The 14,636-nt window shown below is 66.4% G+C and carries 13 protein-coding genes; 6 read left to right on the top strand and 7 right to left on the bottom strand.

Features of this window, described 5'->3' with window-relative positions:
* The first annotated feature begins 74 nt into the window (after nt 1-74).
* A complete protein-coding gene (locus VE092_RS13060) occupies nt 75-1,022 on the top strand; it encodes a methyl-accepting chemotaxis protein (RefSeq protein WP_324877359.1) in 948 nt (315 codons plus the stop codon).
* Nucleotides 1,023-1,169: 147 nt separating this feature from the next.
* Nucleotides 1,170-1,589, top strand: coding sequence for a hypothetical protein (locus VE092_RS13055; protein ID WP_324877358.1), 420 nt, complete (start codon nt 1,170-1,172; stop codon nt 1,587-1,589).
* A gap of 98 nt (nt 1,590-1,687) precedes the next feature.
* Here VE092_RS13055 and VE092_RS13050 read toward each other — a convergent pair whose 3' ends face one another.
* The 5 genes from VE092_RS13050 to VE092_RS13030 all read right to left on the bottom strand — a co-directional run bounded on the left by VE092_RS13050 (nt 1,688) and on the right by VE092_RS13030 (nt 5,985).
* On the bottom strand, nt 1,688-2,437 hold the full coding sequence (locus VE092_RS13050) for an ABC transporter permease (protein ID WP_324877356.1): 750 nt from the start codon (nt 2,435-2,437) through the stop codon (nt 1,688-1,690).
* A gap of 11 nt (nt 2,438-2,448) precedes the next feature.
* A complete protein-coding gene (locus tag VE092_RS13045; RefSeq protein ID WP_006465063.1) occupies nt 2,449-3,255 on the bottom strand; it encodes an ABC transporter permease in 807 nt (268 codons plus the stop codon).
* Nucleotides 3,248-4,102: an ABC transporter ATP-binding protein gene (locus VE092_RS13040; protein WP_006465062.1), complete on the bottom strand. Its 855-nt coding sequence runs from the start codon at nt 4,100-4,102 to the stop codon at nt 3,248-3,250. Before VE092_RS13040 ends, VE092_RS13045 begins: the two co-directional genes overlap by 8 nt.
* 11 nt (nt 4,103-4,113) lie before the next feature.
* The gene (locus VE092_RS13035; RefSeq protein WP_324877352.1) at nt 4,114-5,058 is read right to left on the bottom strand and encodes an ABC transporter substrate-binding protein; all 945 of its coding nucleotides are present in this window, start codon (nt 5,056-5,058) and stop codon (nt 4,114-4,116) included.
* Nucleotides 5,059-5,403: 345 nt separating this feature from the next.
* Nucleotides 5,404-5,985 (bottom strand): MarR family transcriptional regulator, encoded by a 582-nt coding sequence (locus tag VE092_RS13030; RefSeq protein ID WP_324877350.1) that lies wholly within the window; start codon nt 5,983-5,985, stop codon nt 5,404-5,406.
* A gap of 132 nt (nt 5,986-6,117) precedes the next feature.
* Between VE092_RS13030 and VE092_RS13025 the strand changes: the two genes are divergently transcribed.
* The 3 genes from VE092_RS13025 (at nt 6,118) to phnN (ending at nt 9,986) form a co-directional block, all read left to right on the top strand.
* On the top strand, nt 6,118-6,942 hold the full coding sequence (locus VE092_RS13025; protein WP_324877348.1) for an FRG domain-containing protein: 825 nt from the start codon (nt 6,118-6,120) through the stop codon (nt 6,940-6,942).
* A 177-nt stretch (nt 6,943-7,119) separates the two neighbouring features.
* Entirely contained in the window at nt 7,120-7,953 is an 834-nt protein-coding gene (nadC, locus tag VE092_RS13020) for a carboxylating nicotinate-nucleotide diphosphorylase (RefSeq protein WP_006465058.1), read from the top strand.
* Nucleotides 7,950-9,986 (top strand): phosphonate metabolism protein/1,5-bisphosphokinase (PRPP-forming) PhnN, encoded by a 2,037-nt coding sequence (phnN, locus tag VE092_RS13015; RefSeq protein WP_324877346.1) that lies wholly within the window; start codon nt 7,950-7,952, stop codon nt 9,984-9,986. Before nadC ends, phnN begins: the two co-directional genes overlap by 4 nt.
* A 55-nt stretch (nt 9,987-10,041) precedes the next feature.
* On the opposite strand, the gene VE092_RS13010 is transcribed toward phnN, so the two are convergent.
* Nucleotides 10,042-12,993, bottom strand: a complete 2,952-nt coding sequence (locus VE092_RS13010) for a c-type cytochrome (protein ID WP_324877344.1) — start codon at nt 12,991-12,993, stop codon at nt 10,042-10,044.
* The gene (locus tag VE092_RS13005) at nt 12,990-13,478 is read right to left on the bottom strand and encodes a (2Fe-2S)-binding protein (protein ID WP_006465698.1); all 489 of its coding nucleotides are present in this window, start codon (nt 13,476-13,478) and stop codon (nt 12,990-12,992) included. The genes VE092_RS13010 and VE092_RS13005 overlap by 4 nt, the downstream gene beginning before the upstream one ends.
* A 400-nt stretch (nt 13,479-13,878) precedes the next feature.
* Between VE092_RS13005 and VE092_RS13000 the strand changes: the two genes are divergently transcribed.
* Nucleotides 13,879-14,634 (top strand): Asp/Glu racemase, encoded by a 756-nt coding sequence (locus tag VE092_RS13000; RefSeq protein WP_324877341.1) that lies wholly within the window; start codon nt 13,879-13,881, stop codon nt 14,632-14,634.
* Nucleotides 14,635-14,636 lie beyond the last annotated feature (2 nt).

The raw sequence follows: 14,636 nt of genomic DNA, 5'->3' as shown, positions 1-14,636 counted from the left end.
GAGCGCATGTACGGCAGGACCATGGCAACACCCCTATAAAAAACGATAAACGCAGCATCAGGGAGGAAAGCAGCATGTGGAAGAGCAATCTCAAACGGCTATGCCTGGCCGTATCGATCATATCGATCGTCTTGATCGTCGGCGCCGGCTGGCGCCTGTTCAATGCGGCCCATGACGTGGGTGCGCAGGCACTGGCCTTGCTGTTGCCGCTGGCGGCGGCCGGTCTGCTGATAGGCGGTAATGGCCTGCGCGGACGCGGAACGGAGCTGGCGGTGGCGCAGATGCTGCCGCCGGCCACCGAGCTGGTGCAGCCACTGCCGGTGGAGCAGGCCAGCCAGGGCTACATGGTCGCCGAGGCCGGCATGCAGGACCTGCATGCGCGCGTGCAGGATCTGGTGGCCCTGCTGGAGCAGACCATCGCCGACATGGCACGTGCCGGCGTGGTGGCGCGGCAATCCGGCGGCAGTGTCGATAGCGCGGTGGCCGCCGTGCAGCAGACGGTGACGGCGGTGGCCACCATCAGCCGCTATATCGATGGGTCGCTGCAGACCTATCGCGCCCTGGTGGAGCAGGCTGCGACCATCGGCAAGATCGTCGAGACCATCCATGAAATCGCCAGCCAGACGAACCTGCTGGCACTGAACGCGGCCATCGAGGCCGCCCGTGCCGGCGAGAGCGGGCGCGGCTTCGCGGTGGTGGCGGCCGAGGTCAAGCGGCTGGCCGGCCGGGTCGGACAATCCAGCAAGGAGATCGGCAAGATCGCCACCTCGCTGAGCCAGTCTTCCGGCAGTGCCCTGCGCGAGGCCGAGGCGGCGGCGTCGCAGGCGGCGCTCGGTCGCCACAGCGCCGATCAGGCCCATGTGGCGATGGCCGATGTCATCGATGGCGCCCGCAAGCGCGTGGCCATCGTCGGCGGCATCAACGATGCCCTGGCACGGCAGTCGCAGGTGGCGGCGGGTCTGTCGCAGCAGGTGCAGCACCTGTTGCAGCAGGGAACGGCGCGGGTGTTGCGCATCGATTGAGCGGCGTACGGGTGGAATCTTTTACGGGGTTAAGGATCATTTAAGACTACATCACTAAAGTGACTCTGACGGTTGCCAGCTCGACAGTGGCACCGTGCTTCGTCTCTTGATCCTTCAAGTCCTCAACCACGTACAAGGAGAGCCATCATGGATATCAACAAGATCACCGCCATCAGCGCCATCGTCTTCGGTCTGGCCGGCATGGCGGCACCCTTCGCACAGGCCCAGACCCAGGATACCCAGGGTAGCGTGGCCTACATGAACGGCGGCATCGGCGCGGGCGAACAGAGCAAACTGCGCGAGGCGGCCAAGGATTACAACCTGCGGCTGCTGTTCTCCGAAGCCAAGGATGGCGCCTATGTCAGCAACGTCAAGCTCAGCGTCAATGACAGCCAGGGAAAGACCGTCTTCAGCCTGCCCGGCGCCGGCCCGATGACCAATCTCAAGTTGCCGGCCGGTCACTACGAGGTGAAGGCGGTCTACAACGGCGTCACCAAGACCAGCAAGGTGGAGGTGGGCCAGAAGCCGACTTCGCTGAGCTTCAACTGGGCGCATCAGGACAACTGAACAGGTCCTTGCTGACGCAAAAAAGATCCTGTGTGTTTCCACACAGGATCAATGTGTCCAACACAGACACAAGGGAACCGTCCAGGCCAGTCCGCGCTTCAGCGCGGCGACAGGCGTCGTCCCAGCAACATCAGGCCGCCGTTGCAGGCCAGGGCGAAGACCGACAGCAGCAATGCCACCGCCATGATGGTGCGGATGTCGCCCAGGTTCATGGCATTGGTCAGCAGGAAACCCAGCCCCCGCTGCGAGGCGAACATCTCCCCGATCAGCACCCCCAGCAGCGTCAGCGAAAACGCCAGGCGCAGGCCGGCCGTGATTTCCGGCAGGATGGCCGGCAGCACGATATGCAGCAGCGACTGGCGGCGCGTCAGCCGCATCGACTGGCCGGCGCGCAACAGCACCGGGCGCATCTGGCGGATCGCATTCATCGTGAAGACCATGATGGGGATGATGCCGTGCATCACCCCGAAGGCCACCTTGGCCGACAGGCCCAGCCCGAACACCAGCAGCACCAGCGGATAGAGCGTGACCTTGGGGATGGCATACATGTTCAGGAGGATGGGTTCGGAGACGTCGCGTGCCATCCGGTTCACGCCCAGCAGCAGGCCCGCCGCCAGGCCACCCACCAGCCCGATCAGCAGGGCGTAGAGCAGGGCCTTGCCGGTTTCCAGCGCATGCAGCCAGAACTCGCTGGTCTGCATCATGCTGCCCAGGGTCAGCACGGCCTGCCCTGGCGAGGCCAGCGCACTGCCACCATTGATCCAGTACAGGCCCTGCCAGGATGCGGCCAGGCCGGCCGCCAGCAGGGCGTAGAGCAGCGGGGTTTGCATCTCGCGCATCGGTTTCATGGCATGTCCTTTCAGCGCCGCAGGCGCGCCTGCAGGCGGCGGTCCAGCGCGTTCAGCAGGAGGTTGACGAGGGTCACGCTGGCCAGCACCAGGAACATCAGCGCATACATGTCGTTGTTCTCGAAGTTGTTGTAGGCATAGCCGATCGCATAGCCTATTCCCGAGCCCGAGAGGATGAACTCGGAAGCGATCACGCCGATGAAGGCATAGGCCACCACCAGCTTCACCCCGGTAAAGAGGTAGGGCAGTGCCGCCGGCAGCTTCACGCGCACCGCCGATTGCCAGGGTGTCAGCCGCAGTACCCGGGCGGTCTTGTGCAGGGCGCGCGGGATACGGTCCAGCCCGTTGAGGGTGGCGGTGATCATGGTGACGATGGCCAGCAGCACGGCGATGGCGATGATGGGCGCCGAGCCCACGCCGAAGAGCACGATGAAGACCGGATAGAAGATGAAGGTCGGCACCGCGTAATAGCTGGCCAGCAAGGGTTCGATGGCGCTGCGCAGGCCCGGCAGCGCATGCAGCAGCAGGCCGCAGATGAACCCGAGGATCACCGCCAGTACCGTGGCTGCGCCGATGTTGGCCAGGCTGATGGCGATGTCCTTGTCGAACTTGCCTTCGCGCAGGATTTCCCAGGCGTGGCGGGCCATGGCCGAGGGCGCGATCATGGTGGTGGGCTGGATGAGGCCGCTGCGGCACAGCAGTTCCACCAGCCCGATCAGTACGATCACCACTGCAATACGAACCAGGCCATCGAGCTGATGTGCCGACCTGCGCGCCGGGCTGGCGGCAGCGCTATGAGCAGAGCTTGCTTCAGCCATGGCTGGCTCCCATGACCTTCAACGACTCCACCCGCAGGCGTTCCCACAGGCGGGCATTGACCTCGCCGAAACGTGGTGTGGAGACCACCCGGCTATCGCGGTCACGCGGCCAGCCGGTTTCGACGATGTCGATGAACAGGCCCGGCCGCGAGGACATCACGCCGACCCGGTCCGACAGCATGGCCGCCTCGTCCAGCGCGTGGGTGATCAGCAGCACCGTGGCGCCGGTCTCGCGCCACAGGCGCAGCAGTTCGTCGCCCATCAGCAGGCGGGTCTGCTGGTCCAGCGCGCCAAAGGGTTCATCCAGCAGGATCAGGCGCGGCTGTTGCACCAGCGTGCGGGCGATGCACACGCGCTGGCGCATGCCGCCCGAGAGTTGCGCCGGATAGGCGGTGGCGAAATCCTTCAAGCCCATGAAAGCCAGCGCGTAGTCGACCCGGCGCTTGATCTCGGCCCCCTCCATGCCACGCATGCGCAGCGTGAAGGAGATGTTGTCGCGCACGTTCAGCCAGGGGAAGGAGGCGTCTTCCTGGAACACCACCCCCACGCCATCGGGTACGCCCTTGACCTCGCGGTTCTCGAACTGCACCGTGCCGTCGGAGGGCGAGGCCAGGCCCGACAGGGTATCGAGCAAGGTGGACTTGCCGCAGCCGGAAGGGCCGACCACCGAAAAGAACTCGCCCTGGTAGAGCGTCAGGTCGATCGGGCCCAAGGCATGGAAGACGCTGCCGGCCTTGCCGAACTTGCGGGTGACACCCTGCAGCACGGCATGCGGCACGCGGGGCGTGGTGGCCGGGCTGTCCTGCAGGAGGGCCTCGGCGGCCAGGACGGTGTGTTCACTCTTCATGGCGGACTCCCTCACAGCTTGCTCTTGATCTTGATGGACGGCGGCAGCATGCTGCTGTCGATGAGCTTGTCCCATTCCACGTTGTCCTTGATCTCGCCGATCAGCTTGAGGCCGTCGGTCATGCGGTCCAGTTCGGCCTGGTCGAAGTCGCCCTCACTCCACATGCGCGCGCGCACCATGTTGTCCACCGCTTCGCGCGCCACCTCCGGGCTGAGCTTGAAGCTGCTCTCCAGCAGCTTGGCGGCGGCGGCCGGATCGCGGTACACCGCCCGCACGCCTTGCTGGCGACCTTCGATGATGGCGCGGATGATCTCCGGATGGGCCTTGGCATAGGCGCGGGTGGTGATGCCCACCGAGGTGGTCATCGGTTGCAGCACCTCGCCGGCGCTGTAGACGGTGCGGTACTTATCCTTGCGCACGATGGACAGCGGTTCGATCAGCACGGCTGCAGCCACCGAACCCTGCTCCAGCATGGTCAGGCCGTTGATGTAACCGCCCGAGGCCACGCGCTGCACCTGGGCCGCATCCACGCCCTTGGCCTTGAGCGCCATCAGCAGCAGCATTTCGGATACGCCCTTGGGCGAGGTGATGGCGACCTTCTTGCCGGCCAGGTCGGCGATGCTCTTGACGGGGGAATTGGGCATGGTCACGGCCGATGCTTCAGCCACGCTGCGGGTACCTGTATTGACGATGACCACGTCCAGCCCCTGGCGCTGTGCGGCCAGTGCGGCCGAGACCGCCACTTCGCCATACGGCAGCTTGCTGGCCAGGATGTTGCGCACCGTGGTGCCGCCACCGCCGGAGGTGAGGATGCCGGTGATATCCACCCCGGCCTTCTTGAAATAGCCTTGCTCGATGGCAATCGCATAGGGCAGGCCATAGAGGCTGGTGCCCCATTGCGTGACCGAGATTTCTTCGGCGCGGGCCAGACCGGGGAGGGCGACTGGTACAGCCACTGCAACCAGGGCAGCACTGAGAGACACTACAGCTTGCAGGTTCTTGCAAAAGCTTTTCATGATTTCCTCGACACGTGATGGACACTGCAATCGGATACTCGCAAGGGGCGTACCTGCAAGCACTTGATGCTGTCAATGCAAACGACGTGCCAAGCTTAGATATCGATCAAAAAATCGTCTGAAAGTCCTTTTGCAGTCTGCAAAATATAGTTAGATATCTTAGAACATGTGTCGAAGGAGATGCATGGCCGGCAAGCGACGGCGCTTTCTCCGATGGTGCAATTATGCTGTACGCACGTCACTTGCTGGTGCGTCTGCACAGGGATGGGGCAGCGTCGGGGAGGTTCAGCCCAGCCCGGAAGCCAGGCGTCCGACTTCCTGGGTGGAGGGCATGCGCTTGCCGGCTTCCACCGCCTGGCGCTCGTCCCGCGCCAGGTTCAGGGCCATGGCGATGAGCACCTTGCGGGTGGTCTCCAGCTCTTCCTCGCTGATACCCTCCAGGCTCAGGTCATTGACGTCCTCGGCCAGCGGCACCAGCTTTTTCTTCAGGGCGCGGCCCTGCTTGCTAAGGAAGACGTGGACCTTCTTCTTGTCGCCCGGGAGATGGGTGCGCTCGACGTAGCCGATGGCTTCCAGCGACTTGAGGGCGGTGGCGGTGGTGGCTTCGCTCACGCCGGCCCGCTCGGCCAGGTCGCGCTGGGACAGGCCGTCGTGTTCCCACAGCACGCGCAGGATGGTCCAGTGGCCGTAGCTGACCGCATGCGGCGCCAGGCGGATCTGCAGGCTGCGGATGAAGGCACGCGCCGCATCCTTGACCAGGTGGGCGACGCGTTCGGCGGCCAGGGCCTCCAGTGCCTGTTCCAGTTCATCCGGTTCATCTTGTTCGACCGGGGCGGCGGCCAGTGGCCGGGATCGTGTGGCTTTCATCATTTCATCAGAAATCTAAGATAACGCAATCATACCCATTTGCAGCCCGCTCAGGGAGGGCAGGGTAAGCCACCATGACAGGCTGGCCTGCATCTTGCATAATCGTAGATATCGAAGAATATTTTCGGGGTCATGATGTCTCTCGCCACTGCCATCGATCAGGTCGTACTGTCCAGCTGGGATGAGTTCGCTGCCGCCAGCGACCAGCTGGAGGGCTGGGTATTCCGTGGCCAGGCCGATCATCGCTGGCCGCTGGTCAGTTCGCTGACCCGGCACCTGGCGCGCTATTGCCCCGATCCCTCGCTGTGGCCCCTGCGCGAGGAGCGGGCGATCCGGGTGTTCCGGCGCAAGGCCCATGTCTTCCTGCATGACGCGGCGGTGCTGGACGATGACCTGCGCTGCCTGGCGCTGATGCAACACCATGGCGCACCGACGCGGCTGATCGATTTCACCAAGTCACCCTTCGTGGCGGCTTTTTTTGCCATGCAGCAACTGCATGGCGATGCCGCCGTCTATGCCCTCAATACCCCGGCCCTGTGGAAGGCGGCGCCGCGCTTCGATCCGACGCTCAACCGCGAAGCCATCGACCTGCGCAAGCCCGAGAGCTACCAGCGTTATTTTGCCGGCAACGCCTTGCCGCTGGTGTGGTTCGGTGAACCCAACCAGATGGATGCGCGCCTGGTGGCGCAGTCCGGCATCCTGGTCGTGCCGGGCACGCTGGAGGCGCCTCTGGAACGCCTGCTGGCCGGCTACGAGGCCAGCGAACCGCTGATCCGCAAGTTCATCCTGCCGGCCGCGCTGCGCGAGCCGGCGCTGCGGGCGCTGTACCGGATGAACATCACCGCCGCCACGCTCTTCCCCGGCCTGGATGGCCTGGCCCGCTCCATCGACTACGAGCTGGAGATGGTGTGGGAACAACTGATCGTCGATTACCAGTCCAGGCTGGGCAAGAGCTGAACCCCACCTCGCCACCGCTTCCCTTTTTCCAGGAGTCCTGAACACCCTGCATCACATCCGTCGCACCGAAGTCCGTTCTTAAATAGTTCGATATCTAACTTAATTGTAGCTGCTATTCCACTTGTCATTCATTTCGGGGCCAGCCAGCCCCTCACCACGCCAACGAAAGGATTCACCATGTACGACCATTACGCCACCGAAAAACTGATCGACCTGTGGCTCTCCGAAGACATCGGCGCCTGCGACCTGACCGCCCAGACCATGATCGAGCCGGACGAGCAGGGTCATTTCGTCATGAATGCCCGTGAATCCCTGATCGTCTCCGGCATCGAGGTGGCCGCCCGGGTCTTCCGCAAATACGACGCCACACTGGCAGTGCAGGTGCATCACGCCGACGGCAGCCGGGTCGAGGCCGGCGCCATCCTGCTGACCGTCAAGGGCAATGCGCGCAGCGTCCTGACTGCCGAGCGCACCGCGCTGAACCTGGTGCAGCGCCTGTCGGGCATCGCCAACGAAACCGCCCGCTACGTGGCCGAGATCGCCGGTACCCGGGCGCAGCTCATCGACAGCCGCAAGACCACCCCCGGCCTGCGCATGCTGGAAAAGCACGCCGTGCTCTGCGGTGGCGGCCTGAACCACCGTCTGGCGCTGGACAACGGCGTCATGATCAAGGACAACCACATCGCCGTCTGCGGCAGCATCAAGGAAGCCGTGGCCCGGGTGCGCCGCAAGCTGCCGGTGCTGACCAAGCTGGAAGTGGAATGCGACCGCGTGGAACAGGTGCGCGAGGCGCTGGCCGCCGGGGTGGACGTGATCATGCTGGACAACATGTCCCTGCCCGACATGCGCGAAGCGGTCGGCATCGTCGATGGGCGCGTCAAGGTCGAGGCCTCCGGCGGCATCCGCCTGACCACCATCCGCCCGGTGGCCGAGACCGGGGTGGACTACATCTCCACCAGCAAGATCACGCAATCGGCGCCGGCCGTGGACATCGGCCTGGACGAAGCATGAGTCCGGCCAGCACGGCGCCCGGCACCTTCTTCCTGGTGGTCGGCCCCAGCGGGGCTGGCAAGGACACCCTGATGAGCGGCGCCCGCGATGCGCTGGCCGATGCGCACTATGTCTTTGCCCGCCGCGTGATCACGCGGCCGGCCGGCGCCCCCGGTGAAGACCATGACGCCGAGACCGAAGCCGGCTTCGCCGCCCGAGCGGCGGCCGGGGAGTTCCTGCTGACCTGGCAGGCGCACGGCCTGTCCTATGGCCTGCCGGGCCAGTTGCTGGCCGAGCTGGCGGCCGGTCGCCATGTCGTGGCCAATGGCTCGCGCGCCACCGTGGAAGCGCTGGCGCAGCGCCTGCCCAGCCTGGTGGTGGTGGAAATCTCGGCCCCGCCCGAGGTGCTGGCGCAGCGCATCGCCGGGCGCGGGCGTGAGGATCATGCGCAGATCCTGGCGCGCCTGCAGCGCCAGGTCGACCCCGCGCCGCCCGGCATCCTGCGCCAGACAGTGGCCAACGACAGCGATACCGCCACCGGCATTGCCCGCCTGCTGGCGGTATTGCGCGCCCCCTTGCAACATTGCGTGGTGCGCGCCGCGCCGGTGGAGACCGGGGAGGAGGCGGTGGCCTATGCCCATCCGCGCCACTGGGCGGCCGGCACGCGCCTGCGCCTGCGCGCTGCGGCCGGTGCCATGGTCGACGTGCGCATCCATCATTGGCCCGACGGCGGCCACGATGCTAGCCCCTGGCTGGCGCTGCCCGCCGGCTTGCGTCAGCGCCTTGGATCGGCTCAGACGGTGCAGGCCTTGCGCCTGCTGGCCCCGGCCAGCCGTCCCTTGTGGAGCCGCAAGCTGCGCGGTGAACGCCTGCCGGCACATCAGTACCAGGCCATCCTGCAGGATGCCGTCGATGGCCGCTACAGCACCACCGAGCTGACCACCTTGCTGGTCTCCATCACCCGTGGCCTGGATGCCGAAGAAACCCTGGCGCTGGCCCAGGCGCGCAGCCGCATGGCCCGGCGCATCAGCTGGGACGAGCCCATGGTGGTCGACAAGCACTCCCTGGGCGGTGTCCCCGGCAGCCGCATCACGCCCATCGTGGTTCCGATCGTGGCGGCCTGGGGCCTGGCCATGCCCAAAGCGTCCTCACGCGCCATCACCTCGGCCGCCGGCACCGCCGACACCATGGCCCTGCTGGCCAATGTCGACCTGGATGGCGAGGCCGTGCGCCGCTGCGTGCGCCAGGCCCGGGCCTGCATCGCCTGGAATGGCCGTATCAGCCATTCCATCATCGATGAAGTGATGAACCGCATCACCCGGCCCTACGGGCTGGAGACGGCGCACTGGTCGGTGGCCTCGATCCTGTCCAAGAAGGCGATCGCCGGCGTCACCCATCTGGTAGTGGATGTGCCGTACGGTCCCTATGCCAAGCAGCAGACGCTGGAACAGGCGCAGCAGTTGTGCCGACTGTTCGAAGAGGTAGGGCAGGGGCTGGGCATGCAAGTGCGGGCGCTGGCCACCGATGGCAGCCAGCCCATCGGGCGCGGCATCGGTCCGGCGCTGGAAGTGCGCGATATCCGCCAGGTCCTGGCAGGTGATCCGCAGGCGCCGCAGGATTTGCGTGCCAAGGCACTGCTGTTCGCGGCGCATCTGTTGTCCTTCGATCCGCGTCTGGGGGAGGTCGACGTCGCCTTGCAAAAGGCCACCGAACTGCTGGACAGCGGTGCGGCCCAGGCCGCGCTGGCGCGCATCATCGCCGCCCAGGGACCACCCCAGGTGGAGGCCGCGCCCTGCGCCGAGGTCTTGACCTGGCATGCCAGCCAGGCCGGCGTGATCAGTCAGGTCGATGGCTGGGCCATCGCGGGACTGGCGCGCACCGCCGGTGCCCCGGGGTATCCGGGGGCGGGGCTGGACTTGCTGTGCCGGGTGGGTGAGCGGGTGCAGGCCGGGCAGGCGCTGTTGCGAGTCCATGCCGCCAGCGCTGAACACGTGGAGCTGGTCGGTGCCGAACTGCAGGCTCTGGCCAGCCCGGTGGTGTTGGTCGGCCACTGAGGGCTGGACGGACATTGCACGGCGCTCCTACGCGGGGCGCCGTGCAATGTCACGCTCAATGTCCGGCTTGTGTGCGCGAGCGGGCGATGCTCTCCGGTACGCCTTCCCAGGCCGGCTTGCCGGCGGCGAACTCGCTGCGCAGATAGGCCAGCAGATCACCCACCTGGGCATCGCTGAAGCTGTTGGCAAAGCCCGGCATGTAGCCCAGCGCCGGGTTGGCCGGTTCGCGGATGCCGTGCAGGATGACGTGGATCAGATTGTCCGGTGTGTCGCTGTGCAGGTTGGTATTGACCCGCAACGAGGGCCGCACGCCGAACAGTGTCGGTCCCGTTCCTTCGATGTGACAGGCCGCGCAGGCACCCTGGAACAGCCGCTTGCCATTGGCCTGCGACAGCTTCTGGCGCTCGCTGAGGCTGGCCGTGGTGATCGGGAGCGGTACCGTGGTGCTGATGGCCGGTGCCTGGAACGAGGCCAGGTAATGCGCGATGGCGCGCACGTCGCCGGCCGGCAGTTGCGCCAGTTCGGCCACCACCGGCGCCATCGGTCCGGCGGCAATGCCGTGGCGGTCCGAGAAGCCGCTGCGCAGGTAGCTGAACAGTTCATCCTCGGTCCAGGGCGTGGGCGACTTCGACAGCGCCGTCAACGCCGGGGCTTCCCAGCCATCGACCGTGCCACCGCCCAGGTACTGGCGTCCGCCCTGTTCCGCGCCCAGGGCATTGCGCGGCGAATGGCAGGCCGTGCAGTGACCGGCCCCCTCCACCAGATAGGCCCCGCGATTCCACAGGGCCGAGCGGTCCGGGTCGGGCTGGAACACCTCATTCTTGTGGAACAGCAGATTCCAGCCGGCCAGCAGCGGACGCATGTTGAAGGGGAAGCGCAGATCGTTGTCCGGGGGCGTGCTGGAGACCGCCGGCTGGGCCATCAGGTAGGCGTACAGCGATTGCATGTCGGCTTCGCTGATCTTGGCGAAGGCGGTGTAGGGGAAGGCCGGGTAGAGATGCCGTCCGTCGCGGTGGATGCCTTCGCGCATGGCGCGTTCGAAGGCGGCATAGGACCAGTTGCCGATGCCGGTCTTTTCGTCGGGCGTGATGTTGGTGCTGTAGACGGTGCCGAACGGCGTCTGCAGGGCATGGCCGCCAGCATTGGCCACCCCGCCCGGGGCCGTGTGGCAAACCGCGCAATCGCCGGCCAGTGCCACCCGGCGCCCGCGTTCGATGGTGGCGGCCGAATACAGGTCGGCCGCAGGCCGCGCCACCGGTGCGATCTCGGCGCGCCAGGGCATTGCCAGGGTCAGCGTGGCGCCCAGTGCCGCCACAGCACCCCCCAGCCAGCCGTATTTGCGCAGGCGGCGCCAGCCGCCCGGCCGCTGGCCCGAACCCTCCTGATGTTCCAGTGCCAGCCTGATCTGCTCACCCGAAAACGGCGCCTCGCGCAGACGCACGCCGGTGGCGGCATGGATGGCGTTGGAAATCGCCGCCGCCGCCGGCAGCGTGAAGGCGCCACCCGCCTTGAGCTGGATGTCGCGCAGCGCCGGCGTGGTGCCGCCACCGATGAGGTCGACCTGGGGCAGGCCGGCGCTGGTCTGGCCCGGCAGGGGGCGCAGTTCGCGTGACCAGGCGTCGAAGCCCTGGTCCGGCGCCAGCGTCTGCGCCATCGCCAGTCTGGCCTGCTCGCCCAGCAGGGCGCGTTGTTTTTCATCGAGCAGATCGTCAGCGGCATGGGCGGCGGCCGCTGTCGTCCCCGCGCGCTGGTCGTGGCCGGCAGTGACCCGGGTCACGCTCAGTTCGCCGGAGGCGCGGTCGTATTCCACATCGGCCACCCAGGCCGACCAGCTCTGTACCGGCTGGCCCTGTTCCTGTTCCAGCGTGCTGGCGTAGGCAAAGCCGCGTCCGCGCAGGATGCCGCCCTGCACCTGCCGGGCCGGACCGTTCCAGCCCGCCCCCTCGGCGACCGAGCGCACCAGCGCCGCGCCATGCGCATCGGGCAGGTGCTGCAGACGGTATTGCACGGCATCCTCGCCGATGCGCTGGGCCAGTTCATCGAAAAAGATTTCCTGCGCGAAGGTGCTCGCCGCCACCGGGATGGCAGCGCCTGGCGGCCCGATGATCTCCAGCGCCTGCCAGTCGTAGGGCGAGGCCAGGGCGGCGCCGTCGCGCGGGTCGCTGGCATCCTGCAGCGCATAGGCGGTTTCCGTCAGCAGCCAGGCCAGCGGTGGCGGCGGGGCGTCCTGCTCGATATGCAGGTGGTAGCTGCCGAGACGGCCATCCTGGTCCAGTTCGCCATGCAGCTGCAGCGAGGTCGGGCTGCTGGCGAAGTGGGTCGGCTCCAGCACCAGCGAGACGGCCTGCCCGCATTGCAGGGCCAGCAGTGCCACCACGCCGGCCACGTCGCTGGCAGCGCTGCGCTCCTGCGCGCTGGCCGGCGGGCGGTGGCTGCGCACCTCCACCTGGGCCACGGGCAGGGATAGCAGGGCCGCCACTTCCATGGCGATCAGCGCGGGATTGCCGAAGGGCAGGTCCAGTCGCAGGCTCGCGCCCATCGGGCTGGCCATGGCGGCGATGCCGGTCGCGGGGAAAGGGAAAGGGGACGATGACAGGGCCGAGGATACGGATTCCCCATCGCGCCACTGGTAGTGGGCGTCCATGGTGATGTCGTGCAGGCCGCTGGAATCCTGGCCGCGGGCATGCAGTGTCTGCGCGGCGCGCACGCGTGGGGTGCCGTCCTGCGGCGTGGCGTCGCTCCAGCGCAGGCGCAACTGGCGGCATGCCTGACGGGCCTGTTCATCGCTGTCGGCGAGGACCGCCACCAGATGCCGGCGCTGCACCACCTGTGGCGTGCCCGGGCAGCGTAGCGCGGCTTCGCTGTCGATGCCCTGCAGTCGGGCTCCAGTGTAGAGGGACTGTTGCCAGTCCAGTCGCGGCGGCAGGGCCAGGCGGGCATGACGCAGGGATGTTGCGCCGCCGGTGGCCAGCGAGCCGGCCATCTGCTGGGGCAGGGGCGCACTCATTGCGCCGCACCCTGGCGCTGCAGTTCGACCGCGCGCAGGGCGGCGCGCATGATTTCCACATGGGTGCCGCAGCGGCAGAGGTTGAAGTCCAGTTCGCTGCGGATCTCGTCCTCGGTCGGGCTGGGCGAGCGCAGCAGCAGGGCCTTGATGGTCATGATCATGCCGTTCATGCAGTAGCCGCATTGTGCGCCCTGCTCATCGATGAAGGCCTGCTGTACCGGGTCCAGCCGTCCCTCCTGGGCCAGGCCGTCCAGCGTGGTCACATGGCGTCCGGCCACGCCAGCCAGCGGGATCACGCAGGAGCGCGCTGCCACGCCATCGACCAGCACGGTACAGGCACCGCACTCGCCCAGGCCGCAGCCGAATTTGGGACCGTTCAGGCAAAGGTCGTTGCGCAACACGTTCAGCAGCGGCGCGTCGGCGGCAATGTCCAGCGTGGCCGCATGGCCGTTGACGTGGAAGGTGATGGGTTCTTGCTTGTGCATGGTCTCTGGTGTTGCGGCGCCCTACTCAGGCATTACCTTGGATCTATCGTCAGCGCATGAAGCATCCTTCATGCCAATGCGCTTGCAGCGGCCAGTATGCCCGCCTGCGGACAGGCCGTCCCGCAGCCTCGCCCGGCCTTGTCGAAAAACAGTGTACACACTCAATAATGCCAAGTAAATCACGAATTTCCATGCTGCATTGCGCGGTCTCGAACTGGTGCGGCCGGGCGTCTAAAACTCCCGTATTTGGTGCTGCATCGCACATAAAAGGGGATTTTGCTGGCGCTGCTGGTGCGCCGGAAAATCCCGGTTGCAAAGATCGTGGAAATGATTAAATATAGTGTATGCATTACAAATTAGCGAACTTCGCATGACCATGGCAGATCAAGGAGAACCTCACATGCAGCAGCGTCTTTACCGTATCGGGCAGATCGTCCCCAGTTCCAACACCACCATGGAGACCGAGATCCCGGCCATGCTGACGGCACGCCAGGTGATCCGCCCCGAGCGCTTCACCTTCCACTCCAGCCGCATGCGCATGAAGAAGGTGGTCAAGGAAGAACTGGCTGCCATGGATGGTGAATCCGACCGCTGCGCCGTCGAGCTGTCCGATGCCCGCGTCGATGTGCTGGGCTATGCCTGCCTGGTGGCCATCATGGCCATGGGCCGTGGTTATCACCGCCAGTCCGAGCAACGCCTGACCGCCCACACCGCCGCCAATGGCGCCGATGCCCCGGTGGTCACCAGTGCCGGCGCGCTCATCGATGCGCTCAAGGTCATCGGTGCCAGGAAGATCGTGGTGGTCGCGCCCTACATGAAGCCGCTCACCGAGCTGGTGGTGGACTACATCCGCCACGAAGGCTATGAGGTGCTGGACTACCGTGCCCTGGAAATCCCCGACAACCTCGACGTGGCCCGTCATGACCCGGCCAGGCTGCCGGCCATCGTGGCCCAGATGGATACCAGCCAGGCCGACGCCATCGTGCTGTCGGCCTGCGTACAGATGCCCTCGCTGCCGGTGATCGCGCAGGTCGAGGCGATGACCGGCAAGCCCGTCATCACCGCCGCCGTGGCCACCACCTACGCCATGCTCAAGCGCCTGGAGCTGGACCGCATCGTGCCGGGTGCCGGCGCGCTGCTCTCCGGCGCCTACTGAGA

Source organism: Herbaspirillum sp. (assembly GCF_035644555.1).
In the GTDB taxonomy this organism is placed as follows: domain Bacteria; phylum Pseudomonadota; class Gammaproteobacteria; order Burkholderiales; family Burkholderiaceae_D; genus Herbaspirillum.
Note: the sequence above shows the minus strand (reverse complement) of the source record. Positions and strands in the feature narration are given on the sequence as shown.